The sequence below is a fragment of the Paenibacillus tundrae genome, assembly GCF_030812775.1.
GTDB lineage: Bacteria > Bacillota > Bacilli > Paenibacillales > Paenibacillaceae > Paenibacillus > Paenibacillus tundrae_A.
This window is the reverse complement of sequence record NZ_JAUSTI010000021.1, coordinates 50,176-74,851: the sequence shown is the minus strand read 5'-3', so window position 1 is coordinate 74,851 and position 24,676 is coordinate 50,176. Positions and strand designations below refer to the sequence as shown.

The following is a 24,676-nucleotide window of genomic DNA, read 5'->3' as shown; positions in this document are numbered from 1 at the left end:
TCATTTAAGAATTCAATACACAGAAATAGTACGAGAAAAATTTCACATATCAGGATACAAGGATGCATTCCGAGATCATCAACATGACTAATGCTTAAATTATCCTACTCTCGCAGTCCTATACATCCCATCCCGATATATAAAAATTATTATATCTACAATTGTGAATGACACAATTGCAGTCACTTCCTTGACATGAAATAGTCAAGGAACAGTCACCTCTTTTCAACTAATCTATGAAAATGATCTAAATTACCCTTTAGAGCTATTGACTTGTTTGTACAGCAGGGCTGGGATAACACTGGATGTAAAAAAGACCGCTAATCATAGGATTAGCGGCTCTTTTTACGTTTTATTTCACTCGTTCAACTTTGGTTGCTACCCCTTGTATGGGGTTGCTCTCTTCATACATACCTGTTGTCCATACCCTTACTTCGTCACCAACTTCAGCGTGATAATTGATGCCCGAAGTAACAAGTATATACTGTTGCTCAGCATGATCACTCGTGGTCACAGCTATCGTTATCGTTGATTGATCTTTTGCCAGAATGACTGCTTCAAAATCTTCTTTTGCCTTCACTTCATTTTGAATTGGCTCATTATTGGTATTCATGTTCTCATGATCAGGAGCAGTCCCGCATCCAACGAGTACATACGATAGCAATACTACAACCGAAATTAAACTTAGTGTTCTTCTCATCTTCATACCCCCAGAATAATCTGCTGATATTAAGTTCGGCGTAAGGCATCTATTACGAATTGATCACGAAAGCTAATTCATCCATCTATTCGACTTCATCGAAATAAGGTGTAATTATTTTTGTTTCTGATAAGCATGCATTGCCGTTTGAAATTGGTCTAGTGCTTCCTGATATTTGAGACGATCCTTATCGTTGGTTGCAAGTTGTTTTTTCATCATTAAATCGTCCTGTAGTCTTTGAACTAATTCCGTTATTTGATCCTTTGGATTGGAATTTGCCGGTTTAGGTAACGAATCTGCACCCGTCTGTATTGTAAGTTCACCCTTGCTATCCACCTGACCAATGAAAACTTCTCCCAAATTCAAACCAAGTTTGCGCAGCTCTTTTTGTACCCAATCTTCATTATATCCTGTTACTTGTAAAGTATCTGGCAAGATATGCCCATCCATGATGATCGTTCTTGGTTCCTGGTCAGAAGAAATATGATAGCCTAACGCATTGGCTGTAAGGGGTTGGTACTCATTTTTTAACATGACACTGATATCTCCACTCTGTTCCATTACGGCAAACTCCACATCAGCAACTCGAAATACATCTTTTTTACGAAGCTGCTCCAGAAATTCATCAATCGTCAAGCGTTCTTTCGCTAACGCTTTTTCGTTCACTGCTCCATTTTCAATAAGAATTGTTGATTTCCCGTCCACAATATCTCGAAACTTTTTACTTTTCATTGTTAAGTACTCCGCACCTGCAGACACGGCAACCCATACAAATACCGCAAGGAAACCTAAATACCACTTCGTATCTGTATCCAACGAAATATACCCCACCAAGTTACCTAGGGTAATCCCAGTAATATATTCAAATAAAGATAATTCAGAAATTTGGCGTTTACCTAAAATTTTCGTGATGAAAAAGAGAACTGTTACTGCAGATAACGTTCGAAATGTGACCTCTAACCATTCTGGCATGTTGGATGCTCCATTCCTGTGGATTAACTGTGTTGGTGACGCTTGTAAAGGTTATAATTACCACGAGAATCATGATGTATGCACAGCAAAAAAACAAACCGCGCGAGCAGATGAACCCATTCAGCTTGTACTGCCGTTTGTCCAAGAACCAAGGCACCAACAATTTCCTTCTTACTCCACTCCACACATATAATGTAGTAGTATGAATTATATACATTACTAAAGGGAGAACGTTCAATCTATGGAATTTAATATATTTATAGTTGAAGATGATCAGGCATTATTTGAAGCGCTACAAAAGGGGCTAGAAGCATGGGCGTTTCGGGTTACGAAACCGGATGATTTCAATGAAGTTATGCGTTCGTTTCTTGATCAACAGCCTCATCTGGTAATTATGGATATTACGCTGCCTAAATTTGACGGTTTTCATTGGTGTAGGGAAATTCGTTCTGTATCCGAAATACCTATCATTTTCTTATCCTCCCGCGATCACCCGTTAGATATGGTTATGGCGCTTAATATGGGTGCGGATGATTTTATCCAGAAGCCTTTTCATACGAATGTACTGTATGCCAAGATTCAAGCGGTTCTTCGACGGACGTATGCTTATGGGGAAACCCAGGCAGATACACTCGAATGGAACGGTGCTTTAATTGATTTAAAGCGAGGGGTTATCCGAAAATCAGCCGAGGAAGCAGACTTGACCAAAAATGAATTATTCTTGCTGATTTCGCTGGTGAAGTCCAACAATTCCGTCATTTCACGTCATGATCTGATTCGTAAGCTATGGGAGGATGAACAGTTTGTAAACGATAATACACTTACAACCAATATCACTCGTTTGCGACAGAAGTTAGACCCGCTTGGACTTTCAGACGCTATTGTGACAAAGAAAGGAATGGGTTATATGGCAGTGACTTTATAGGAGGAAATACATGATATGTTATTACGTTACGTTAGTTCAAAAAAAAGCTGGATTCTGCTGTCTATTAGCTTGCTTGGTCTGACTGATCTGCTTATTATTTTCGATCAGGGAGTAAGTGTTACACCCCCCTCTTTCATATATTTAAATGCGCTTTATATGATTGTGTTTATTGTATTTTTCATTTGGCGGTACAGGAAAGAAACCAGATATCTGGAAGCAGTTTCTAAACTACAGAAAGACATGCAAACTAACTGGTTTGAGAGTCTTCCCCACCCTGACAATGAATTAGATAAGATAACGGACAATGTATTAAGAGAGGCCTCATCCCATTTCAAACAATTGCTCTCTCAAGTGAAAGAGGCTCAACTGATTGAAAATGATTTTACTGCCTCCTGGATTCATGAAATCAAGACTCCTCTTACCGCTATGAAATTGATCATGGACACGCAAAGTAACCCGGATATAAGTAAAATTGAAACAGAGTGGCTGCGGATTCATCTGCTTGTTGAACGGCAGCTGTATATGACACGTCTTCCTGCTCTTGAAGCGGACTACGTCCTTGAAAGGCTGTCTGTACAACGTCTCGCCATAGAAGAAATCCAGGAATTGGCTCCCTGGTGTATGGAGAAAAATCTGGCAGTCAATATTGAAGGCAATGATGCCGCTGTTGTTACAGACCGTAAATGGTGCCGATTCATCATCAGACAGATCCTGACCAATGCCATAAAATATAGTCCTTCCGATAGGTCACTCACGTTCAGAACAGCTGTTACGGAACATGAGAATGTCTATCTCGACATAATGGATGAGGGCCCGGGTATTCAGCCCCATGACTTGCCGCGTATATTTGATAAAGGTTTTACCGGTGGGAATGGAAGGATTCATAATGCCGCTACTGGACTCGGCCTCTATCTTGCCCAGTCCGTTGCAGCTAAGATAGGAATTAAACTTCAAGTCCACTCCAGCCAGCCGCAAGGTACAACAATGCGGTTGACTTTTACAGATTCTAATGCATTTGAGACCGTTAGAAGAGGACAAACGACCCATATCCCGTTATGAACAGCCAAGGTTAACTTGGTTGTTTTTTTGTTAACCTGACGAATTCGTCACCTTCCGCTTCAACTCGTCACCCAAAGCGTGCGACACCATGGATATTTGCACGTAAACTTAACCTATAACCACATATGGGAGGTTCATCATGAATGAGATAAATGAACAAGATACCGTATTGCACGCCCGTAATGTTCATAAAGCGTATGGCTCGAGGGGCAGTACCCAACATGTTTTGAAAGGCATTGATTTACGCGTTCTGCGTAAAGAGTTCGTCGGCATCATGGGTCCCTCTGGTTCCGGTAAAACCACTCTGCTGAATGTACTTGCGACAATTGACCGAACAACCGACGGTACAATATTAATTGATAATGAAGATATATGCGCCATGACAAACGCCGCCCTTTCCGCGTTCCGCCGTAACAAGCTTGGCTTCATCTTCCAGGATTACAATCTTCTTGATACGTTGACGGTAAAGGAAAATATCCTTCTGCCTATATCACTTACCAAGCTAAGTAAGAAGCAGGCGGAGAGAGAATTTGCAGCGATTGCAGACGTACTGGGCATTCGGGAATTGTCGGAGAAATACCCATTCGAAATATCAGGAGGGCAAAAACAGCGTACTGCAGCCGGAAGGGCTTTGATCCATCAGCCTTCTATCATCTTTGCAGACGAACCGACGGGGGCCCTAGACTCCAAATCTGCGTCATCGTTGTTGTCCGTAATGGATGAGGTGAACCGGACTAGAGAGGTCACGATTATCATGGTCACACACGATCCGGTCGCATCCAGCTATTGTAACCGCGTGGTCTTTCTAAAAGACGGGAAAATTTACTCCGAACTGTACCGGGGGGAGAAATCCAGACAGTCGTTTTTTAAGGAAATCATTGATGTGCAGGCTGTACTAGGGGGCGATAATATTGACGGTATTTGATCTGGCATTCCGAAGCATGCGGCAAAATATGAAGCATTACTATCTATATTTCTTCGCACTGATTTTCAGCATGAGCCTGTTCTTCATCTTTGCATCCCTCAAGTATGATCAGCAGGTACAGAATATGCTAGATTCAAGTGTGAACTTCACTACAGCCTTTCAGTCTGCAGCAGTCCTGCTCATGGTAATCATAGGGATCTTTGCTGTTTCCTCTAACAGTATATTCTTACGAAGGCGCAGTCGGGAATTTGGATTATATCAGCTCATAGGGCTTTCCAAGGGTTGGATTATCCGTTATTTGCTCCTTGAGAATATCTTGCTAGGTTTGGGCGCTTTGATAACAGGGATTATCTGCGGAGCACTCGTATCCCGTCTGTTTGTCTTGATCTTAATGAATCTGCTCAACTTGAACGGTCTGCCTTCGATAGACTTTTCTGTACTGGCAGCGTTAGAAACGGCCGCAGTATTTGTTCTCGTCATCGTTATTACTTCTATTCAGATGATAGTAATGATCAATCGCAGAACCCTGCTCGGATTATTCCAGGCAGATAAGCAGCCTGATCTTATCAGCAAGCAGCCCTCTATTTTTACGGCTATAATCGCTATACTTGGTGTTATATTGATTGGCTACGGGTATCAGTTATCAGGCCATATGGTAGATGAACAATTAGTGTTTAATGCGCTGCTGGTAATGGCATCTACAATAATCGGAACCTATATCTTATTCAGGGTGACGATCAGATGGTGTCTCTACTGGTTCCGCAAACGTAAAAAAGGACATTTGGGCTTGTACAACAGCCTGTCGCTTGCTCCGCTGATGCACCGCATGAAAGCAAATGCCAATTCACTTACATTAATTACTGTACTGTCGGCTTTAACCCTTACACTTGTTACCATGGCTTATTCTATCTACTACTCCGTTGAGCAAGTTACCCGCAAAGATTATCCATATGATTTCGCAATTGAGAATAACCAGTGGGATTCAGATGCGTTTACAGCCGAGCTGGAGAGCAAAGGGATTGATTACAGTCACTATACCATTAATACGTTCCGGACTAACGGTGTTGTTCTGGATCCGCTAATTGAATCCGGGTTTAGAGAAGGCATGCTATTATGGCTTTCGGCTGAACAGTTGCAGAAATCCGGCAGAGATGTCTCTATACCAGACTATGGCGAGGCAATAGAATACAATGCTTCTGCTCTGAGCGCATATGATGATATTGATCTCACCAAACGTTACCCAACTATGATTGAACTGCGCTCAGAAACACAAACCAAGAGTTATCCCTTGAATGAAATATTGCTGGAGAATGTCGTGAACGCCGGAATATCAGGTAGACAAATGTTAGTATCTGAAGCTACCTTGGAGGAAATTGAGAAGAGGATGTCCAATATGGACGGTTTTGAACGGGTTCAGATAGATACATTTCTAGTCCCGGACAACAAGGAACTTGCGCTGGCCTCCACTCTCTATCAGAAATATAATACGGACGAATATTATTCAGCAGACTTTTATTCCCGCTACACAAGTTTGCTTCAGCAATCCGGATTATTAATTTTTATAGCTGCCTTTCTGGGACTTGCTTTTCTTGCTTCAACCGGCAGTATTCTCTACTTTAAACAGATGAGCGAAGCCGAGCAGGAAAAACAGAGCTTTAGAACTTTGCGTCAGCTTGGTTTTGATGAAAAGATGATCATGAAAGGCATCTTGCGAAAGCAGATGCTGGTGTTCCTGCTACCGCTGTTCATTGGAATCATGCATTCGGTCTATGCAGTCAAGGCAAGTTACTTCATAACTCTTTCGGACGATACCATCCCTGCGATGATTTCGATGGGAGCTTATGCCTCCATCTACTTCCTGTTCGCTTTCTTCACGCTTGGGTATTATAAAAAAATCGTTCAGAACGCAATGTTATAACAATTAGTATGAGGAGGTAATATGTCATGAAAAAAATCGTTGTTTTTGTACTAACCGTACTAATTGTTTGCTCAGCTCTGTATTTAACATTCAAACGGGAGTTTGATCAGTTCAACCCACTCTATGAGGAACAATATGTATACGCAATAATTAATGAACCAGCCAAGAAGGAAGGTAAAAATGAATGGATTCGCTACAGATATAATCTGACAGGATACACAGGAAAGGGAGAGAAGAAAAAGATCACTTTTTCTTCAAGCAAAGAACAGAATCCGGAAGGCTATGTTAGGGTACTTGCTAAGGGAGCCTACACCAAAGAATGGATTCTAATAGAAGAGGACATGATTCCCGAAAACGTTGTGAACCAGTTACGCTCCAACTGAGTATATGCATGAACAGCAACTCCAAAGACAGCCAGTACTGCTGCTTTGAGTTGCTCTTTTTTACGAGTGTGAGAAGATCTGGCCATTGGTAGATACGTATTTTGGGTGTTCCACTCCATTCTTAAGCGGCATGGTTGCGAGATCCGGTTGGATTCTGCACTTTCACGCAAAAAAATAAGACCCGCCCTTCGTAGAAGAGCAGGCCTTACTATTTTACTTCTTTGCCGTCTGAGCCTTTTTCAGTTTATCAGCAGCAGCTTGAGTACCTGATTGAATAGCAGCCGTTGCTTTGGCTAGTGTTTTCTTCCCATTTACTACTTGTGTCAGTTCTTTAAGTAGAATCGAACGAAATTTTAATTCGAAATTGGGTGACTTGTTCATGAGTGCATAGCTTGTTATCGATGAATCCAGATTAGGTTTTAATTTATAGAACGCATCCAACTTGTAACCTGAGTACTCCTTAATCATGCGAGATAAAGGAGCGCCGATACTAGTATTAGAGCTCTTGGATTTATAGTATTCGGTAGCATAATCTTCTCCATTGAAGTATTTGATGAAATCCCAAGCAGCATCAACATCTGCTGCGTCTGCTGGAATTGCAAATATCTCATTAATGAAAACGTTCCCTGTTGACTTTCTATCCTTAGCGACAGGGCCGGCAACAATTCCAAGTGTGAAAGGTTTATAATTCTTCACACCGCTTTTTGCCGCCTGTAAAGACTGTAGCTGACTAATTGAGGCTACTTTCATAGCTGATCGTCCCATAATGAACGAGCTACTTTCCAGGTAACTTTTGCCTGACAAACTGATCCCTTCGTCAAGTGCCCCGGACTTCGTTGTCTCGCTCGCCAGACGATAAGCGTTTTTCCACGCAGTTGTATTCGCAGTAGCCTTTAGAGTACCTGGATCCATGTACGTTAATCCTTCTGTTCTGGCGATATCCATGACCAAATTGCTGGATCCAAAGGAGCTTAGACCCCAAATTCGGGAGTTCTTATCACCCTTAGTAGGGAATTTTTGAGCAAGATTCAATATCTCTTCCCACGTCATTCCATCATTTGGTACTTTGACATTGTACTTTTTAAATAAATCAGCATTATACAGAAGAGCATACGAGTCTGCTTTTGGGCTTAACCCATAAAGTTTGCCACCGCCTTGTTTCTTCAATTCATCAAGCAAGCCAGGGTATAACGTTGTCGTGTCATACCTATCTCGCTTAATTAACGGTTCTAAATCGACCAACTTTTTATCTGTAGACAGTCGTTTGTAATGGTATGGGGGCAGCATAACAAGATCCGGTGAATACTTTTGGATAGCCCCATCGTAATCCTTAATCGCCTCCATACCTGCAGGTGCAACGACTTCGATGTTTGTATTCGGGTACTTCTGACTAAACAAATTTCCATACGTCCTGTTGAAATCGTCTTCGTTCCAGTACAACACTTTTAAAGTACGTTTCGTATCTACCTCATTGTCTGAATTTGCAGAAGCTTGTTTACCAGTGCTAAGGCCTGCTGAAATACTGATTAACATAACACTAAGACTAACCAGCATGGTCTTCTGTAATACATTGTGCTTCAAAAATAAAACCTCCACTCCATTTTTGTTCAAACGATTATTCGCTTGTGTTGAACTAAGTATAGAGGTGAAATCTTATCATCTAACTACCATACTTCTTATCATTTCCTTAATTAATACTGACGTTACTTAATGCATAAAAAAAATCACTTATAATTATCGTGCTACCTTCCAATGTAGGGTAGATAAAGAATCAAGGAGGATCTATGGCGGAAAGTACGATTTTGATGGTGGATGATGAAGCGGAAATCATCCAATTAATGAGTATCTATTTCAATAACGAAGGCTACAAGCTCCTGCAAGCGTCGAATGGCGTGGAGGCACTGAAGATTCTGAATTCGCAACAAATCGATTTAATTGTACTTGATCTAATGATGCCCGAAATGGACGGGTTGCAAGCATGTATGAAAATACGAGAAACGAACCCTATCCCCATCATCATGTTATCGGCTAAAAGCCAAGATATCGATAAAATATCAGGTCTCAGCATCGGCGCGGACGACTACGTAACCAAACCATTCAACCCACTCGAGTTGATCGCACGTATCAAGTCACAGCTTCGAAGGATGAACCAGTTCAACGCCATTGCGACTAACGCGAACGAAATACACATCGAAAATGTTACCATTAATATTTCATCCCATACGGTAAAGGTCGATCAGCAGGAAATTAAGTTAACTCCCCGCCAGTTCGCACTCCTTCATACGTTGGCAGTTAATAGAGGAACGGTGCTTAGTATGGATCGTATCTACGAAGAGGTCTGGAACGAGCCCTTTATGGAGTCAAAAAATAGCGTTATGGTACATATCAGAAAGCTCCGCGAGAAGATAGAATCTAACCCGCGTGAACCTCGAATCATCAAAACCGTATGGGGAATTGGATACAAAATAGAAAGTGATGAAAAATTAAGGGGTGAGTAATATGCAACCACAGTGGCTATATACGATTCGTTGGAGATTAATGCTGATCATGGTTGCAAGCCTGGCTTTAACAGGTGCAGCTATTTTTTTGGGTTATGTCATGGCGGGAGCACTGCAAAAAATTGAATATGTTGCTGCCCCGATCAATTGGATCATTGAGCAAGCCGGGTCCCTTCGCGTGATGATCATTACCGGTATAATTCTATTTCCCGTCACTTTTTTCCTTGCCAGCCTGCGTTTGGTTCGAGATTTGCGCGCGATCAATGCAGGGTTGCAGGAAATATCAGCAGGTCGTTTCGGAAATGTGGTAACGGTCAAAAGCAAGGACGAGCTAAGTGTGATCGCTGAGAGTATGAATCATTTGAGCTCCGAATGGGATCATTACTTGGCGGAAATCACATATGGTTTGGAGGAAATTGCGAGCGGCCAGTTCGACCACCAAATTCCGGAAATTGTCGGTAATAAATTGGGTGAGGTCGCGCGCAGCATTAACCAGATGAGTATGCAATTGAAACATTCTATAGCGGAGGAACGCAAGGCTGAAAAGACTAAAAACGATTTGATTACAGGTGTATCGCATGACCTGCGTACTCCACTGACCTCGATTCTCGGTTTTCTCGAAGTGATCGAGAAGGATCGATATCAGGATGAAGTGGAGATGCGTTATTTCGTCAACATCGCGTATGAGAAGTCTTTGTCGCTTCGGCGATTAATCGACGAACTGTTCGAGTATACGCGTATCAACAACGGTCTGCCTCTGGAACTCGGCGAGCTCGATATCGCCGGGTTAATCGGTCAGCTTGTCGAGGAATTTGTGCCGATCACGGAGAACGCAGGTATGGAAATCAGGCTGAACATACAAGAAGGAGATTTCAAGATTCAAGCGGACGGAGGATTGTTGGTACGGGCGTACGAGAATATCATCGCGAATGCCATCCAGTACGGGAAGGCGGGCAAATATATCGATATCGATATTACACAGGATGGAGATATGCTGGCCGTACGAATCCAAAATTATGGAGATCCCATTCCGGAACGGGATTTGCCGTTCATCTTCGACCGCTTTTATCGGGTGGAGAGGTCTAGGTCGAAGCAGACCGGGGGTACAGGTCTTGGTCTGGCTATCACGAAGAGTATTGTCGAGGTACACCGAGGATGCATTACTGCTCGCAGCAGCAGGAAGGCAACTTCATTTGAGACACGCTTCTCCATTTCTGCCCTTAATCAGGCTCATGAAGCTGTTCCGAAAATAGATCAACATGAAATCGAGCAGATACCGACCATCCCCCCCGAACAAGGACTGGCGCCGAAAACAAGAATTTCTCATAAAGAACGACGCTTATTCCAACCTAGGATAGCTGCTGTACCAATGATCGTGTTGCTCGTCTGTGCGTTGGTACTATTCAGCGTTAAGAATTCATTTACCTCCCATCTCGTGGCAAAGTCGCCTGCCATCTTCTCTGAAAATGACGATCCAACGCTGATACCAACAAGCGGGAATAACGAGATGACTTTAATTGCTGGTAAAACAGACAAAGGCTATACACTGCTTATTCATAGTTACGTTTTCGACGGCCAGGGCCTAATTATTCAATACTCCATGAAACATTCTAACGAGATATCGGAGTTGCAGTGGGCGAAACAATCGGTAAAGCCAACTTTTATGTTGGATCCTTCAACGATAAAGGCAGTTCCCGGCATTGCCACGGATACAGGTGTAACGTTGGCCAAAAACGGCACCATCAGATTTTATTTCATCGAGACTTTACCACCTCCAGACCAGTTTCTGTTGAAGGTTAACGTAAACCAGCTAATCCTGTCCGATGGCTCGGGTCAGCAGGATCTGCTCTCCGGAGAATGGAGCTTTGAAATTCCTGTGAAGAAAAATTATGAACGAAAAGCCAATGGTCAAAGCGCGCCTTTGTAGAATGATACAGTTCCCCGCTAATAATCTAAAACTATACTACCCGATCGTATTATGGGATCAACCAGTTCTTTCTGGTTGATCCATTTTACATTAGCTTTAGGGTAGCCGATCACGTGATTGCAGCTTGAAGACCTCATCCCGTATCATGTACATATATTAGATATTTTGCATTCCCTCTCTCTCACTGAGCCCCTTTCATGTAACTTATTTATCATGCCAAAACGGGAATCAACCCCATTGGCATTGGAGAAGATTCCCATCGTTTTAGTAGTCCAAATAACTTTCAGCAATTTCCATCAAGGTTTCTTTGCTTACTTGATCTGCATTTGCCAGCACAGTATAGCTGTATCTTTGTTTTTTGTCCGGGCTCTCGTATATCCATTGCAACTGGATCGCGCGTGAAGGACCAAATTCGGTTTGCAGCATTTCTACACCCTTCACATGAACCTTTTCCTGTTTAAATTCAACTTTCTCGTCAATATACGATGTCGGGTTGCTCTTACCAGTCAGATTATGGATCATAACCTCGATTTTATCCTCGCCGTTTTGATACGTAACAGCTAGATGGGAAACCTCATCTGTCATTTCAACTGGCATCATTGCATAACCCTGCTTAGACTTTTCGGCCTGATGTCTCAGTTTTTTAGTCATTTCCTCTTTTTCTTGCAAAGAGGGTGGATTTACATCATACGCAGTTTTGAAGAATACATCCGCCTGTTGGTACGTATAATTCCCATTGACCTTGTCTGCAACCTTAATTGATTGATCTGTAATCGTATCGCGCAACTGAGAAAGATTGTAGAAACTAGTTACCTTCGTACCCAGATCTGTCTGATGATTCGGGTTATTGGCAGCAACATAAAATAAAGCGGCTTGACCGTTCTTTAACTGCTTCTCTTTAAGGTCATAAAAAGCTTCAAAACGTTGTACGTCCTCTTTTGATTCTGTCTTTTCGTATTCTTTCGTTGATTTAGTCTCATATACTACTTCGCCATCCTTATTCGTCAAAGAATGATACTGGACTGCCGCATAACCTGTGGTCGCCATTAACATCATTCCAACAAACGCAGTTAAAGCAATTTTATATTTCACAAAAAACCTCTCCTTTTTCATTTCAGTATGCAGTACCTTCATTACCTTACCTGTTAGTTCCACATCGGGAATACGCGAGTCACCAAACAGTTTTTTCAAGTCCTGATCCTTCTCCATATTCATACACTCCCAGTCCCTTTGCTTGGGCATAATACTTTCGAAATTTTGCGGATGTCCGTTCATATTTTTTACGAAGGCTTGCGGTATTCTTGCCAAGAATCAAACCAATCTCCTGGTAACTCTTATCCTCGATACAACGTAAGATTAACAAGTTGCGTTCCTCCGCCGATAATTTTGTCATCGCCTGATGTACAGATTCATCAAAATAGTTAGCTTCAATATGCATATCGACATCATTGTTGTCTTTATCATCACGGTAAAAGAAAGGTAGATATTTAACCAATTTACGCTTACGAATGAAGTCAATACACTGATGGTAGGCAATCTTGTATAACCATGCGCTAAAACCCATCTCATATTGGGTATATTTTCGCAAGTTGCGAAATGTCTTCAGAAATACTTCCTGTGCATTATCTTCGGCTTCGTCATATTTACCCAGCATATGATAACAGTAGAGAAAAATTGGTTTCTGATACACCTTCATGATCTGTTCGAATTTCTCTATCTCTCCATCTAATACATCTGCAATGATCTGATTAATCTCCGTGTCATTCAAGCTCTCTCCCCCCTTTCATACTATACAACGAACAACTCTACTAATAATGTGACAGTATGAAAGGTACTATATTCAAAACCGCCATTCGGACGATAAAATTAACACCAAACCTATCCTGCCCCTTAGCCGAATAAAAGCAGCTGATCACTGTGATCAGCTGCTTTCTTGGATTTATTAAGCTATCGGCTCCTGCTATCCTACGCTTTCACAAATCTAGAACATCACTTCGATATTCTATTCTTAAATCCTCAAGCAAACGATTCAAACCACACCATAAGTTCTCACAAAGTAAATAAAGCTCTTCCTTATCAGCTAACTCACCACTTATTACTTTTGTTGCTAACTCCGTATATCCTTCTGGCTTGATAGGTTTTTCTATAGATTCTTCCAGGGTTACGGCTCTACTAGTGTAATACTGTTTATTCATCAATCCAATCAATTTAGCCGTTTGCCATGTTAAATCAAATACAGCACGAGGCAGATAAGAGAGGTTGTTCGAAGCTTTGGCATTTCGGATCTTGCCCATCGTCTCATATGGCTCCCAAATCATAAATTCTGCTATTACTTCTCTAAACCTTTCGTCAGGTACTGAGAGCACAATCTCCTTCGCCTTAGGAAATAAGCCATTTGGATCGTATAGGGAGGTAATATGTACGAAACTTCCCGTTCTAAGCGCCCATCCATCGTCCACTACGCTTGCTTGATGAAACCATTCGGATATCTGCTTGGTAGAAATCTCTAATTTAAACGGATGAAGAATTAATTCATGGGTAGGTATATTCACTCCATCTCCACTAATGATATGCAATTCTATATCTGAGTAAGGCCCCTCTTTTCCTTGAGCAACTGAACCATAAATACCGATAGCCTCAATATCCTTATCGTATTTTTCTAATAACTTGTTCTTTATCTCATTTATAAAATTGAATTTTACTTTACGACTCGTTTCAGCTGGGAAAGGCAACATGAAATTCCTCCTAGTATCTGGATTTCTTTAATTCTATCATCCATTATACTGGCCTGCCCGTGGAGAACATGATTATCTCTCAATTTAATTTGGGGCTGTATACCTCAGCGCGTTGAAAGTGACGAGGATGAGAGCTAGAGAACCATTTATATTGTTAATAGATCATTGGATTATAAAGGAAACATTTCTCCAGCTTCACGCGTTTATATTACATGCACGATATCAAACAACCGGTATTGGAGGAATAGACGGAAATATGCATGTTTTCGTTGAGTTTAATGATTAAGCATGTATTGATAACTTCTGCATCTTCATATGAACATGCTTAAAGCATCATCCATCCCATATTTGGAGGCACTCTAATGAAAACAAAATCACAAAAACTCATTATAGTTGGTATGATTCTTGCCTTAGGAGTCGGAGCAGGTGTTTATGGCTTGACAGCTACATCTGCTGATACTAGTCCTTCTGAAGACTTAGTCAAGGCTATAGGTGTAGATGGAATAGAAGGTTACATCAAGACTTCAGACATGAATCAAGACTTGCCACAAACTCCCGAGGAAGCCATTCAAAGTATGAATGAACCAAAAGTCGATAAATATATCAACTTGTATGATAGCAACGAGAATATTATCGGAAAATTCCTACTCGAGAGTTCAGAAGATTCTAACACTGCAATGGAAATTGACCTAGAATTAGCAAAGCATACGTTAAAAGAGAGCGACCGTCCCGCGCTAGATATACTCGAAGAAAATTTGATCGCTCTCGTACAGCATGATCGCAAACTTTATCGATCTGGTTTTGTCGATGATCAACTGGCAGATGCTATGGACTTTTATTATGGTGAACAGTTCCAATATAAGTTCTCAAACATCGAGAGCATTGAGAAAAATGCATCTATCAAAAATCAATTACATATTACTGTTCTTGGTGAACGTCTGGATACAACAACCGATTCGGTTGAACAAGTAAGAATGATGTATGCGATTCGGCAAAGTGAACAAGGAGATTGGGACATCTATACCATTGATTAATGTCATACCGTCCCCGTTTCAGGGGACTTATTACGAACTAGGATATAAGATTAACTATTCATATAATGGTCATACAGTTGCTCAAAGGTTGTAAATCGTTCGACTTCTCTCCCGACCTTACCATACTCCTCTGCATATTCATCCATCACTTCAAGGAACTTCTCTTGCATAAGGGTTAGATTACTTGCATCAAAGTACTGCATAAAATTAAATTTCTTAGTTCCGATCTTCGCAGCCATTTCATCAAGATACCCTTGTGCTCCAAAGGCTGAAAGAAATACATAAGGGGCATCGTTGGTTAACACACCGTTCAAGATTTTGTTACGGTAGTTGCACCACAATTCTTCGTAAGTTCCCTTCAGATTATCATAGGTTGGAGCAGGTCTAACGATGAAGCTATCACACATCGTGCTGTGCAACTTCGTAACGCTTTTCAACATGTTAAAAGATGCTATTCTTATTTCTTCAATCGTATTCGCTTCGATGACTGACATGTACATAGATTCGAGATGATCCGGCACATAGCGCAACGAACATATCTCTTCTAAATATCGCTTAATTCCTCGTTTGATGCACGTATTATTCATACTGACCAACGCATTGACTAGATTGTACAAAACGTCGGCAGATGCATGTCGCACGGAGCCGATATCTTCACTAAGCATTGTATCGCTGTAAGCTAGTTTAGCCAGATCAATCCACTTTTCGGCTCGATGAAGACACGCTTCTCCTATTGGGTTCGCAAGTGCATTGAGAGCTTTTTGCTTGAATTCATTCAATTTCTCCAAGTCCTCAGGCTTAGCATAATAAAGTACTTGGAGCTCGGTTAGGCTCGATACGTTGGGACTTTCCAAGGTGGATTGCTCGTGTATTCTTGTATCCCAAGGCGTGCAATAGATGTCATATCCAACGTCATCCAAGATGAAGCAATCGGATATCTCCCAGCCCTTATCTGTATTATTAATGATAATTAGATCCAGATCACTCTTCTCGTGAAAGTCCCCGGTGTTAAATGAACCCGTAAGCCCAATAATAGCGATATCGTCTACAAAATCTCTCTTTACGCGTTCGATCACCATGTTGATTAGCCGTTCATTTTTGTCCAGCAGCTGTTTCATTAAGATTTCGTTCATTTCACTGCCCCCTTCTCCTAATCCAGACGTCCTTGGATCACAACAATCTTAACTTGAGTTTATCGATTGAGAGATGCAGTTACTATGTATAAGTTGATTTAATTCATCTTTGCACAAAAATCCGCTATACCGTCGATACGACGATATAGCGGGTTCCATTAGTTCTTGGTATAAACAATCTTCTTAATACTTTCACAGGACAAAAAATATCGCTCCGCCAACTCGTTTATGCTGACTCCATCACGGAATAAAGATTTAATCTCAGCGTTTCGAGCAGATACTTTACTCTTACTGTGTGTTTTCTCTCCCCATTTGAGGTGCGCCTCTTTAGGTTTGGGGATATATACTAGTTCACCTTGAACGTATTCTTGAATGATCCGTAACAATTCTTCCGGGAAAATCGACTCGGCTTTTGAATATTTCACGTGCCTCACTCCTTATTTAATAAATCAATAAGGTGCAAAGCCAGTTCGTAGAATATTACAACTTGTTGTTGGCAATTGGATAGTTGCTAATCTCTATGCAAAGCATTGCCATATCCTTCACTGGCTTTGCATAGAGCCATGCATATAAGAATCCTACCCCGATTGTTTTCAATGGCCTCACCTCCACAGAAAATAGATGGCTACTAACTGCTATTATAACAGAGTATGTCGTTCATCTTTCTTGATAAACAATTGAAAATGCTAATAACCCGTTAAAATATAAGTAAACTAAAATACACGGCATTAAATGAAATACAACGCCAACAGTCGTCATTATAAACAACAATAGTAGTGCCAAAATCTGAAAAAGTAAGAAGCCCGCAATTCTATTTTGGATCTTTAAGAGGATAAAATGAAAACAGTAACCCATGCTACAGGGGAGATACTACTATTCATACGGAATGACTACACGAACATCGTCTAATGTAGGTTTTATCTCGATCAGCCCCTCCGACGCTAACCAATCGATATTTTCCTGCCAGCGGGAATCACCCTGACTGAGGAATTCAGCGTTATCATTCTCCATTAAAGGCAGAAGGATATCTAAACTCTGACGTTCAACATTTTCAGATAACGGAAAATTCTCTGCATTCTGATGATCTAATAAGATTTGTAATGCAGCCTCTGGATTGGCCTTTACATCCTCAAATCCTTTTTTTGAAGCATGTAGAAATTTAGTCAGCATGTCCGATTCAGAATTAATTGTTGTATCGTTAGCAACAAAAACACCTTCATAGTATGACGGAACCCCATATTTCTCCAATGTAAACCAATTCACATTGAAGCCTTCCTCCTGAAGTTGGGGTACCTCATGATTAATTAAGCCACCGATCGTGGCGTCCACATTACGCGTGGTCATTGAACTCATAAGTTCAAAGCCGACATCGACCATTTTAACATCACTACTATCCGAACCATCATGTTTCATGACACTACGAATGAGAGCCTCAGATAATTCTGTCCCTGAGTAACCAATCGTTTTGCCCTTTAGATCTTTGGGGGAAGCTATGTCCTTCTCTGTTAAAGAAATGATGGCATTAAGCGGAGACTGCACAACCGCACCGATTGATTTGACAGGCACGTTCTGATTCGCTCTTGTGATGATGACGTCCTGTTGATAATACAAGCCAATATCTGCTTTTCCAGCTGCTACAAGTGAAATTGCATCATTACTGTTAGACGGGAATTGTAGGTTTACCTTCAATCCTTCTTGCTCGAAGTACCCTTTATCTATCGCTACATAGAGAAATGCATGCAAGGCGTTTGGATACCAATCCAGCACTACATTAACTTCTTGTAATTTCTGCGGAGATGAGCTAGTAGATGAAGATGTATTTTGATTAGTACATGCGCTAAAAACGAGTAAGATCAGTATCATTGTAAAAATGAATCTTGTTTTTCTCATGAAATTGGTTCCTCCATATCTATTTATGACTCCCCACGCCAGCGAACGAAACGACGCTCTAACAGTGTGATTACGGCAACCGAACCCATAGCAACAACGGATAACAATACAATGGGTGCAAACACTCCCGCACCGTCAAGCTGCGTCATCATTCGACGCGAAAAATATCCCAGCCCACTCTGTGCACCCAGCCATTCTCCAATCGCTGCCCCAATGACACTAATCGGAATTGCCATTTTGATGGCTGAGAAGAAATAAGGCAGTGCATAAGGGATTTTTAGTTTCAGGAAAATTTCCCACTGAGTAGCACCATATGTAAGTAGAAGCTTCTTCATATCCATACGGGTACTGCGTAAACCATCGTATACCGTAATTGTAATTGGGAAAAAGGTTATTAAAACGGACACGAGTACTTTGCTCCATATGCCATAACCAAACCATAGAACAAATAGTGGAGCAATGGCTGTGGTCGGGATCGTCTGTGAACCTACAACGATCGGATATAGACACTTACGCATCAATACACTTACGTCCATAAGGATCGCTAGTGCAACGCCTAGTACGATGGACAACACGAGACCAATGCTAGTAATTAGCAGAGTCGCGGGCAAATGAACGGTAAATAAGGGTTCGCGAAGCTCCCACATTTTTTCAAATATTTGAACCGGGCTAGGTAAAATATAAGCAGCGTTTAAATTCATTGCTCCCAGCTGCCAGAACATCAGCATAGCAAAGAGAACGATTAGGGCAGGAAGATTATGAGTGTAAGATGATTTTTTCATAAGATTACATTCGTCCTTAACGATTGAATCAGATCGTTACGCAATGCAGATATTTCTGGTGAAGCAAGAGATTCTCTTGAATGGTGGTACCCGTTAGGTATATCAATAGTTGTTAATTGGTTTATCGGGGTACTGGTCACAGCGAATATTCTTTGTGAAAGAAATAAGGCTTCATCCACGTTGTGGGTAATAAAAATAATCGTTTTTTTATGTTGCTCCCACTGCTCCAGCAGCCATTCTTGCATTGTAATGCCGGTTAGAAAATCCAGAGCAGAGAACGGCTCATCCAGCAATAACAAATCGGATCCTGTGAGCATTGTACGGGCAAATGCAGCTCGTTGGCGCATGCCGCCTGAAAGCTCGTGAGGCATCTTGTTATGACAATGATCTAAGCCCACATTATGAAGTGCATCAGCAATAAGCTCCTTGCACTCAGCCTTGGTGTATCCTCCGATAATCTCCAAAGGCAATCCAAGGTTCTCTCCTACTGTTCTCCAAGGGAACAACAGGTCCTTTTGTGGCATATAACCGCAGTAATGCTTTTTATCCCCGATCGGAGCCCCATCAATCCGTATTGAGCCAGATTTCGGCCTAAGTAAGCCGTTAATGAGATGGAAAATCGTGCTTTTACCACAGCCCGAGGCGCCAACAATACTGTGAAATGATCCTGCCTCAATTGTAAAAGACAGGTTGTCTATTATGTCTATAGGCTCAGCATCATATTGATAGGACACATTCTGAAAGGTCAGTGAACTCAAGACTCCAGCCTCCAGGACATCTCCCAAAAATCAAGCTCAAAGCGACTGCACATCACGAAAATATCCTCCATCCGTTGATATGTTTCCTCGCTACAGCCCTCTAATAGCTTGTCCGTTAATTCGACTAGAGCCTGATTGCTGCTATGGTATTCAGGGGAAGCATAACCTGTGATCCATTCCCCATAGAAAGTATGATCAGCTGCACCTGGCGCTTGAGCAAGCACTTGACCAATTTCAGCATAGCTCCATGAGCAAGCCAGGATGGATACGAGCACTTCTGCTATGCCACCTGCATGTGAAACCGCAAGCATATAGTTCGTGTAGGCTACATTTTTCAGTGAAGGTTTCACCTGAAAAACTTGATCTTCCGTGATCCCTAACCGCTCCATATAAGAACGGTGAATTTTCATTTCACCATTCAGAATGTTATCAACACTTTTGCTTAAAAGCTGCATCACTTTGGGATCCTTCGACTTGACGATGCCTAGCGCAAATACACGGGCGTAATCGTACAAGTACAAGTAATCTTGGAGCAAATAGAATCGAAATTGTTCAATCGTTAAGGAGCCATCTCCAATCCCTTTCACAAAGGGATGCTCGTGACATTCCTTCCACACAGGCTGTGCTGCCTTATATAATCGCTCAGATATAGTCAACATTTGTTCCTCCAATTCGTAATGTGATTTCCCCATTTCTAACAACAAAAAAAGCGAAACATCCATAGGACGTTTCGCAGATAAATAAACTATCGTTTGGAATGCCCAAGGGCAACCCAAATAACAGCATTTCATCGTTGCATTCCTACGTTGGCATTATCCAAATCAGGTAAGGTCGGTTTTACACCCTCTCAGCCGGTTAAGGCTCCCTCGCAAACGGTTATATGTAATTATTATTCTTCTTAAACCACTGAAAACAAATTATCTAACTATTCGATCAGTATATCAATGGCTATATACATCGTCAAGGCGATTTGCAGTAACTCTTTATAGATGTCTTACTTTTCATGTCGATCCGTTACGTATAGAGATATCTGGACTTACACACTTGAAACCTAACCAATTTTATAGATCGGCTAGGCTTCATATGTTTTATTGGATTTCAAATCGTAATAGAATCTGACTTAGAAGTTAACATCTACGCCATAATATGCGGATTCATACAATTTTCTCATTTGTTCAGCAGACGTTTCTCGTGGATTTGTCCCTGTACATGGATCTTTCATTGCATTGTTTGCCATGGCTTCTACATGATTCCGGAATACGTCTTCTTCAATCCCGAATTCTTGTAATGTAGCAGGAAGTCCCATATCACGGTTAACTTTACGCACCCACTCCACTAAGGAATCCGTTAGTTCCTGGGCATTATTCCCCTTCAAATTCAATCGAGTTGCAAGGTTAGCGTAACGATCTTCTACGACTTTCCGGTTAAACTGGATTACATAGGGCAAGTAGATTGCATTCGCTAATCCGTGAGGGATATTGAAGATCGGACCACTCTTATGTGCCAGACTGTGTACATTCCCTAAGACTGCATTAGCAAAGGACATACCGGCCATAGCTTGAGCGTAATGAACTTCCTCCCTGGAAGCCAGATCGCTTTGAAACGAAGCAAGCAAGTGATCCTTCAGCACTTCAGCTGCTTCAATCGCGAGTGCATCCGTAAAAATCGTACGTGGCTTAGCCACATAGGCTTCAATACTATGCGTCACTGCATCCATACCACTGTAAGCAATCATATGTTGCGGCATATGAGTAACTAAAGCAGGATCAATAATCGCGATATCTGGAGTTAATCCAAAGTCCGCCAAAGGATATTTAATCCCTGTTTGTTCGTCTGTAATCACGGAAAGGTTGGAGATTTCTGCGGCTGTGCCACTGGTTGTCGGAATGCCAATAAATCTGGCTTTGGTTCGCAGTTCTGGCAATGAAAACGGAACAGCGGCTTGTTCAAATGTTAGTTCTGGATACTCATAGAAAATCCACATTGCTTTTGCAGCATCCATAGGTGAACCCCCACCTATGCCAATTACCCAATCTGGTTCAAACGAATTCATCTGTGCTGCGCCAGATTGAACCATGGCCACGGTAGGTTCCGTATTAATACCTTCAATCAGTAACGTTTCCATACCTGCTTGGTTAAGCAATTGTGTGATTTTTTCTAAATGACCTTGTTTTTTGATCGAACCTCCACCAATGACTAAAGCAGCCTTCTGACCTTTCAGCGTTTTTAATATATCTAGTGCATTTTCTCCGTAATAAATATCTCGTGGAATTGTAAATCTATTCATGTTGTTATGTCCTCCTCTAGCGGATGTATTGGTTACATTGCCTAGTATAGGAGGTCTGTTTCTTTTTGTTAAGTACGCACTTTATTTACATATACTTACTCATAAACCACATAGTTTCCTTCAGTATACCTCCTCTATTTCCCTTAGTGACCTCAGCTAGTTTATCCGATTTTCGTTCATTGATCTTGCCAACGCGATCATTTGGTCTTTAGTTAATTCTCCGCTATCAATTTGAATAAAAGTATCATTATAAATCCATCGTAAGTATCCACCTGGTACATGGTTAACCCATGCTTCAAAACGCCCTTCAACTCCATTTATGTTAATTTTCTCTCCACGTTCACTAAATTTAAAGTCTTCGACTACAGTTCTTGTTGTGCTTGTATGGTTACGAACATCGATCGTAGTAATATCTCGGTTTATTTTATAATCCACCGCCTTATGTTCTTCGATACCAAACAAATACGACTTTCCTGATTCATCAAAAAAGTGAAGTCTAACTTTTGTAACTGATTGACCTGGATTACATGGGTATGGTTCTTTAATCTCCAATTTATAGTTTTGAATGGAGAAGGAAGGTGTGAATATTTTAAAGTCCGCAACGGCTTTTAGCTTGTCCAGTTCAACATTTGAATAAGCTAGCTTAGGTTTAGCTAACGCAATGAGTTGACTATTGTTCATTTCAACAGAAATGATAAATATAATAATTAATGACATCATCCATTTAAACAAGGACATTCCCTCCTATTCATAGATTAGTATTATGTCCTAGTCAACTTCAACTAACCGTTAGTTAAATTAAAAACAGCTGACCAATGTGATCAGCTGCTTTTTGAGAAATATTGAGCTAACGCTTCCGTTAGTTTATTGACGGTCTAGATACTTCACTCTTCTGTAATTCCATTATGCTGCTTAATTTTTGAAAATCAAGACCATATGCTTGCTTCCCATATATTCAACGGAAGTATTCAACTGCTCCGCCACAAAACGAACAGGAACGAAAGCACTGCCGTTCTTCAGAAGTAAAGGAGCATCTTGCATGACCGTATGCTGGTTTACTTTTACCTGCCTATTCCCTACAACCCAACGAATTGTCTTACCATCCTTCTGAATCGTTACCTCTTTGGTGCTCTGCTTCCAATTCACGGTGGCCCCAAGCTTCTCGGAAATGAAACGGATCGGCACATAAGTACGTCCCGTCTGAATAAATGGCGCTGCGGAAATACGATATGCACTTTCTCCCACATAAGCTGTCGTGCTGCCGATCACCAAGCGCTGTGTCTTACGCTGACCGCTAGGCAACTCATTTCCTGCCATTTTCACAAATAATTTAGTTGTTTTCGATCCCTTGCTTAAGTCTAAATAGTTATTTTGCAGCGCAAGTGGTTCAATGAATGCACCCGTATCATAATACGGTAAAAAACCACGTTGTTGGAGCGGCTCTAAATCCCAGACTCGATTGTTCTTCAAATAGAGGTAAGCCAAACTTTGAAGATTTCTCAATGGCTCCAAATCATAAATTTGGTTAGATGATAAATTCAGAGTAACCAAGGCAGTTAATTTAGACAAAGGAGCAAGATCTTTGATGTTATTATTCGCAGCTTCGAGGCTCCTAAGCTTAACCAATCCTGTTAGTGGCTTTAGATCAGAGATCTTGTTGAAACTTATGGACAACGTGCTCAGACTGACTAGTCCCGCTAGCGGTGACAGATCACTAATTTGGTTGTTAGTTAAAGAGAGCTTCGTCATATTGACTGCATATTCCAAACCCTGCAAACTCTTAATTCCTTTACTCGATAAATTAACATCATTCAGTGACTCTAAATCCTCTTTTGTTACTGATTCATCATCGTTTTTATTCAATAATGACTTAAGCGCTTGCTCTAGATTGGGATCCTCAAAAGCCAATGGCTGTTGGTTAGATGCCTCCATGTAAGCCTGAGTTGGTAAGCTCAAACATAGGACAAAAATAATTAATAATCCAGCAAGGTATTTCTTCATTCTGAACATTCCCCTCTAATCACTTGTGTAAACTACCCCATCGTTGCTTGAATTAAGACGCAAATTGCACAGAAAAGTTGTATTGAAAGTAATGGGATTTTGCGTTGTTGTCCTTTGGGAAACCCGTTGTACAGCAGGCAAAGCCAAATAAGCTCTTACCATTTTCGTGAATATACGGTTTTAAAGTAGGAAATAATTGTTGGTATAGAAGGGTGGGGACAATATGTTCAAAAAAATATATTTAATAGCCTTTGCAGTGACTACTATTTCAGGAGTGTCATTAATATCGAATTCAAAAGCAGACACCTATCCAGAAGCGGAAACCGTAAATAAGACAGTTAAAAATCCTGTTAACACTAATTTTTCAACAAATAACGTGAAATCCGAAGAATCAGTAAAAAACGTAGAATCCGTAGAATCAAAAATCGCAAACGGGTATACTACTCAATTCTATACACCTCATGGCATGTTCGTGCGAGCAGATGAACAACGTATCTTTAAGGAATCGGAGATAGCAAGAACTATAGATGAAATCGAGCCTAATACGAATCAACTCATTTTTGAAGGCAAGTTCTTTTTAAAAGTAGATGAAGCAGAATTTTTCAAAAATTATCCCAATTCGTTGCTCTTAGGTAAAACCTTAAATGATAAAAACCCGACTGATCCTGATGTTCCATCAAGTTCATCAAAATAGTAATTTCATTTCATAAAGAAAGAGCCTTTGTTTTCGACAATGGCTCTATTTCACA

At 41.1% G+C, this 24,676-nt stretch carries 24 protein-coding genes and 1 riboswitch; of the genes, 9 read left to right on the top strand and 15 right to left on the bottom strand.

Annotation, left to right across the window (positions count from 1 at the left end; translation table 11 throughout):
• Nucleotides 1-352: 352 nt before the first annotated feature.
• Both J2T19_RS25010 and J2T19_RS25005 read right to left on the bottom strand, forming a co-directional pair.
• On the bottom strand, nt 353-700 hold the full coding sequence (locus J2T19_RS25010) for a DUF3221 domain-containing protein (protein ID WP_307220760.1): 348 nt from the start codon (nt 698-700) through the stop codon (nt 353-355).
• A 114-nt stretch (nt 701-814) separates the two neighbouring features.
• Nucleotides 815-1,672: a DUF421 domain-containing protein gene (locus J2T19_RS25005; RefSeq protein ID WP_307220758.1), complete on the bottom strand. Its 858-nt coding sequence runs from the start codon at nt 1,670-1,672 to the stop codon at nt 815-817.
• Between the two features lie 241 nt (nt 1,673-1,913).
• On the opposite strand from J2T19_RS25005, the gene J2T19_RS25000 reads away from it, so the two are divergent.
• The 5 genes from J2T19_RS25000 to J2T19_RS24980 all read left to right on the top strand — a co-directional run bounded on the left by J2T19_RS25000 (nt 1,914) and on the right by J2T19_RS24980 (nt 6,882).
• Entirely contained in the window at nt 1,914-2,597 is a 684-nt protein-coding gene (locus tag J2T19_RS25000) for a response regulator transcription factor (RefSeq protein WP_307220756.1), read from the top strand.
• Nucleotides 2,598-2,612: 15 nt separating this feature from the next.
• Complete coding sequence (locus J2T19_RS24995) at nt 2,613-3,656, top strand: sensor histidine kinase (RefSeq protein WP_307220753.1); 1,044 nt, start codon at nt 2,613-2,615, stop codon at nt 3,654-3,656.
• A 139-nt stretch (nt 3,657-3,795) separates the two neighbouring features.
• Nucleotides 3,796-4,581, top strand: coding sequence for an ABC transporter ATP-binding protein (locus J2T19_RS24990; RefSeq protein ID WP_307220751.1), 786 nt, complete (start codon nt 3,796-3,798; stop codon nt 4,579-4,581).
• On the top strand, nt 4,568-6,499 hold the full coding sequence (locus J2T19_RS24985) for an FtsX-like permease family protein (protein ID WP_307220749.1): 1,932 nt from the start codon (nt 4,568-4,570) through the stop codon (nt 6,497-6,499). The genes J2T19_RS24990 and J2T19_RS24985 overlap by 14 nt, the downstream gene beginning before the upstream one ends.
• A gap of 26 nt (nt 6,500-6,525) precedes the next feature.
• Complete coding sequence (locus tag J2T19_RS24980) at nt 6,526-6,882, top strand: YxeA family protein (protein WP_307220747.1); 357 nt, start codon at nt 6,526-6,528, stop codon at nt 6,880-6,882.
• A gap of 213 nt (nt 6,883-7,095) precedes the next feature.
• On the opposite strand, the gene J2T19_RS24975 is transcribed toward J2T19_RS24980, so the two are convergent.
• The gene (locus J2T19_RS24975; protein WP_307220745.1) at nt 7,096-8,463 is read right to left on the bottom strand and encodes an ABC transporter substrate-binding protein; all 1,368 of its coding nucleotides are present in this window, start codon (nt 8,461-8,463) and stop codon (nt 7,096-7,098) included.
• A 203-nt stretch (nt 8,464-8,666) separates the two neighbouring features.
• On the opposite strand from J2T19_RS24975, the gene J2T19_RS24970 reads away from it, so the two are divergent.
• Together J2T19_RS24970 and J2T19_RS24965 are read left to right on the top strand one after the other, a co-directional pair.
• Entirely contained in the window at nt 8,667-9,380 is a 714-nt protein-coding gene (locus J2T19_RS24970; protein WP_307220743.1) for a response regulator transcription factor, read from the top strand.
• 1 nt (nt 9,381) lies between these two features.
• Nucleotides 9,382-11,307: a sensor histidine kinase gene (locus J2T19_RS24965; RefSeq protein ID WP_307220741.1), complete on the top strand. Its 1,926-nt coding sequence runs from the start codon at nt 9,382-9,384 to the stop codon at nt 11,305-11,307.
• A 264-nt stretch (nt 11,308-11,571) separates the two neighbouring features.
• Here J2T19_RS24965 and J2T19_RS24960 read toward each other — a convergent pair whose 3' ends face one another.
• The 3 genes from J2T19_RS24960 to J2T19_RS24950 all read right to left on the bottom strand — a co-directional run bounded on the left by J2T19_RS24960 (nt 11,572) and on the right by J2T19_RS24950 (nt 14,042).
• Complete coding sequence (locus J2T19_RS24960) at nt 11,572-12,516, bottom strand: hypothetical protein (protein ID WP_307220739.1); 945 nt, start codon at nt 12,514-12,516, stop codon at nt 11,572-11,574.
• Complete coding sequence (locus J2T19_RS24955) at nt 12,479-13,075, bottom strand: RNA polymerase sigma factor (RefSeq protein WP_307220737.1); 597 nt, start codon at nt 13,073-13,075, stop codon at nt 12,479-12,481. Before J2T19_RS24955 ends, J2T19_RS24960 begins: the two co-directional genes overlap by 38 nt.
• A 205-nt stretch (nt 13,076-13,280) precedes the next feature.
• The gene (locus tag J2T19_RS24950) at nt 13,281-14,042 is read right to left on the bottom strand and encodes a kanamycin nucleotidyltransferase C-terminal domain-containing protein (protein ID WP_307220735.1); all 762 of its coding nucleotides are present in this window, start codon (nt 14,040-14,042) and stop codon (nt 13,281-13,283) included.
• Between the two features lie 362 nt (nt 14,043-14,404).
• On the opposite strand from J2T19_RS24950, the gene J2T19_RS24945 reads away from it, so the two are divergent.
• Nucleotides 14,405-15,076 (top strand): hypothetical protein, encoded by a 672-nt coding sequence (locus tag J2T19_RS24945; protein ID WP_307220733.1) that lies wholly within the window; start codon nt 14,405-14,407, stop codon nt 15,074-15,076.
• A 50-nt stretch (nt 15,077-15,126) separates the two neighbouring features.
• Here J2T19_RS24945 and J2T19_RS24940 read toward each other — a convergent pair whose 3' ends face one another.
• The 9 genes from J2T19_RS24940 to J2T19_RS24900 all read right to left on the bottom strand — a co-directional run bounded on the left by J2T19_RS24940 (nt 15,127) and on the right by J2T19_RS24900 (nt 23,927).
• Nucleotides 15,127-16,209: a nucleotidyltransferase domain-containing protein gene (locus J2T19_RS24940; protein WP_307220731.1), complete on the bottom strand. Its 1,083-nt coding sequence runs from the start codon at nt 16,207-16,209 to the stop codon at nt 15,127-15,129.
• Nucleotides 16,210-16,367: 158 nt separating this feature from the next.
• Nucleotides 16,368-16,634: a CD3324 family protein gene (locus J2T19_RS24935; RefSeq protein ID WP_056695537.1), complete on the bottom strand. Its 267-nt coding sequence runs from the start codon at nt 16,632-16,634 to the stop codon at nt 16,368-16,370.
• 448 nt (nt 16,635-17,082) lie between these two features.
• Nucleotides 17,083-18,099: an ABC transporter substrate-binding protein gene (locus tag J2T19_RS24930; RefSeq protein WP_307220729.1), complete on the bottom strand. Its 1,017-nt coding sequence runs from the start codon at nt 18,097-18,099 to the stop codon at nt 17,083-17,085.
• A 23-nt stretch (nt 18,100-18,122) separates the two neighbouring features.
• Entirely contained in the window at nt 18,123-18,881 is a 759-nt protein-coding gene (locus J2T19_RS24925; RefSeq protein WP_307220726.1) for an ABC transporter permease, read from the bottom strand.
• Entirely contained in the window at nt 18,878-19,639 is a 762-nt protein-coding gene (locus tag J2T19_RS24920) for an ABC transporter ATP-binding protein (protein ID WP_307220724.1), read from the bottom strand. The genes J2T19_RS24925 and J2T19_RS24920 overlap by 4 nt, the downstream gene beginning before the upstream one ends.
• On the bottom strand, nt 19,636-20,298 hold the full coding sequence (gene tenA, locus J2T19_RS24915) for a thiaminase II (RefSeq protein WP_370874955.1): 663 nt from the start codon (nt 20,296-20,298) through the stop codon (nt 19,636-19,638). Before tenA ends, J2T19_RS24920 begins: the two co-directional genes overlap by 4 nt.
• Before the next feature lie 121 nt (nt 20,299-20,419).
• Nucleotides 20,420-20,517: riboswitch (TPP riboswitch) on the bottom strand.
• Between the two features lie 242 nt (nt 20,518-20,759).
• Nucleotides 20,760-21,926 carry an iron-containing alcohol dehydrogenase gene (locus tag J2T19_RS24910; RefSeq protein ID WP_307220720.1) on the bottom strand — a complete coding sequence of 389 codons (1,167 nt, stop codon included), beginning with the start codon at nt 21,924-21,926 and terminating at the stop codon, nt 20,760-20,762.
• A 156-nt stretch (nt 21,927-22,082) separates the two neighbouring features.
• Complete coding sequence (locus J2T19_RS24905; RefSeq protein WP_307220718.1) at nt 22,083-22,658, bottom strand: DUF4367 domain-containing protein; 576 nt, start codon at nt 22,656-22,658, stop codon at nt 22,083-22,085.
• Nucleotides 22,659-22,838: 180 nt separating this feature from the next.
• Nucleotides 22,839-23,927, bottom strand: a complete 1,089-nt coding sequence (locus J2T19_RS24900; RefSeq protein WP_307220716.1) for a stalk domain-containing protein — start codon at nt 23,925-23,927, stop codon at nt 22,839-22,841.
• A gap of 223 nt (nt 23,928-24,150) precedes the next feature.
• Between J2T19_RS24900 and J2T19_RS24895 the strand changes: the two genes are divergently transcribed.
• A complete protein-coding gene (locus tag J2T19_RS24895; protein WP_307220714.1) occupies nt 24,151-24,621 on the top strand; it encodes a hypothetical protein in 471 nt (156 codons plus the stop codon).
• Nucleotides 24,622-24,676 lie beyond the last annotated feature (55 nt).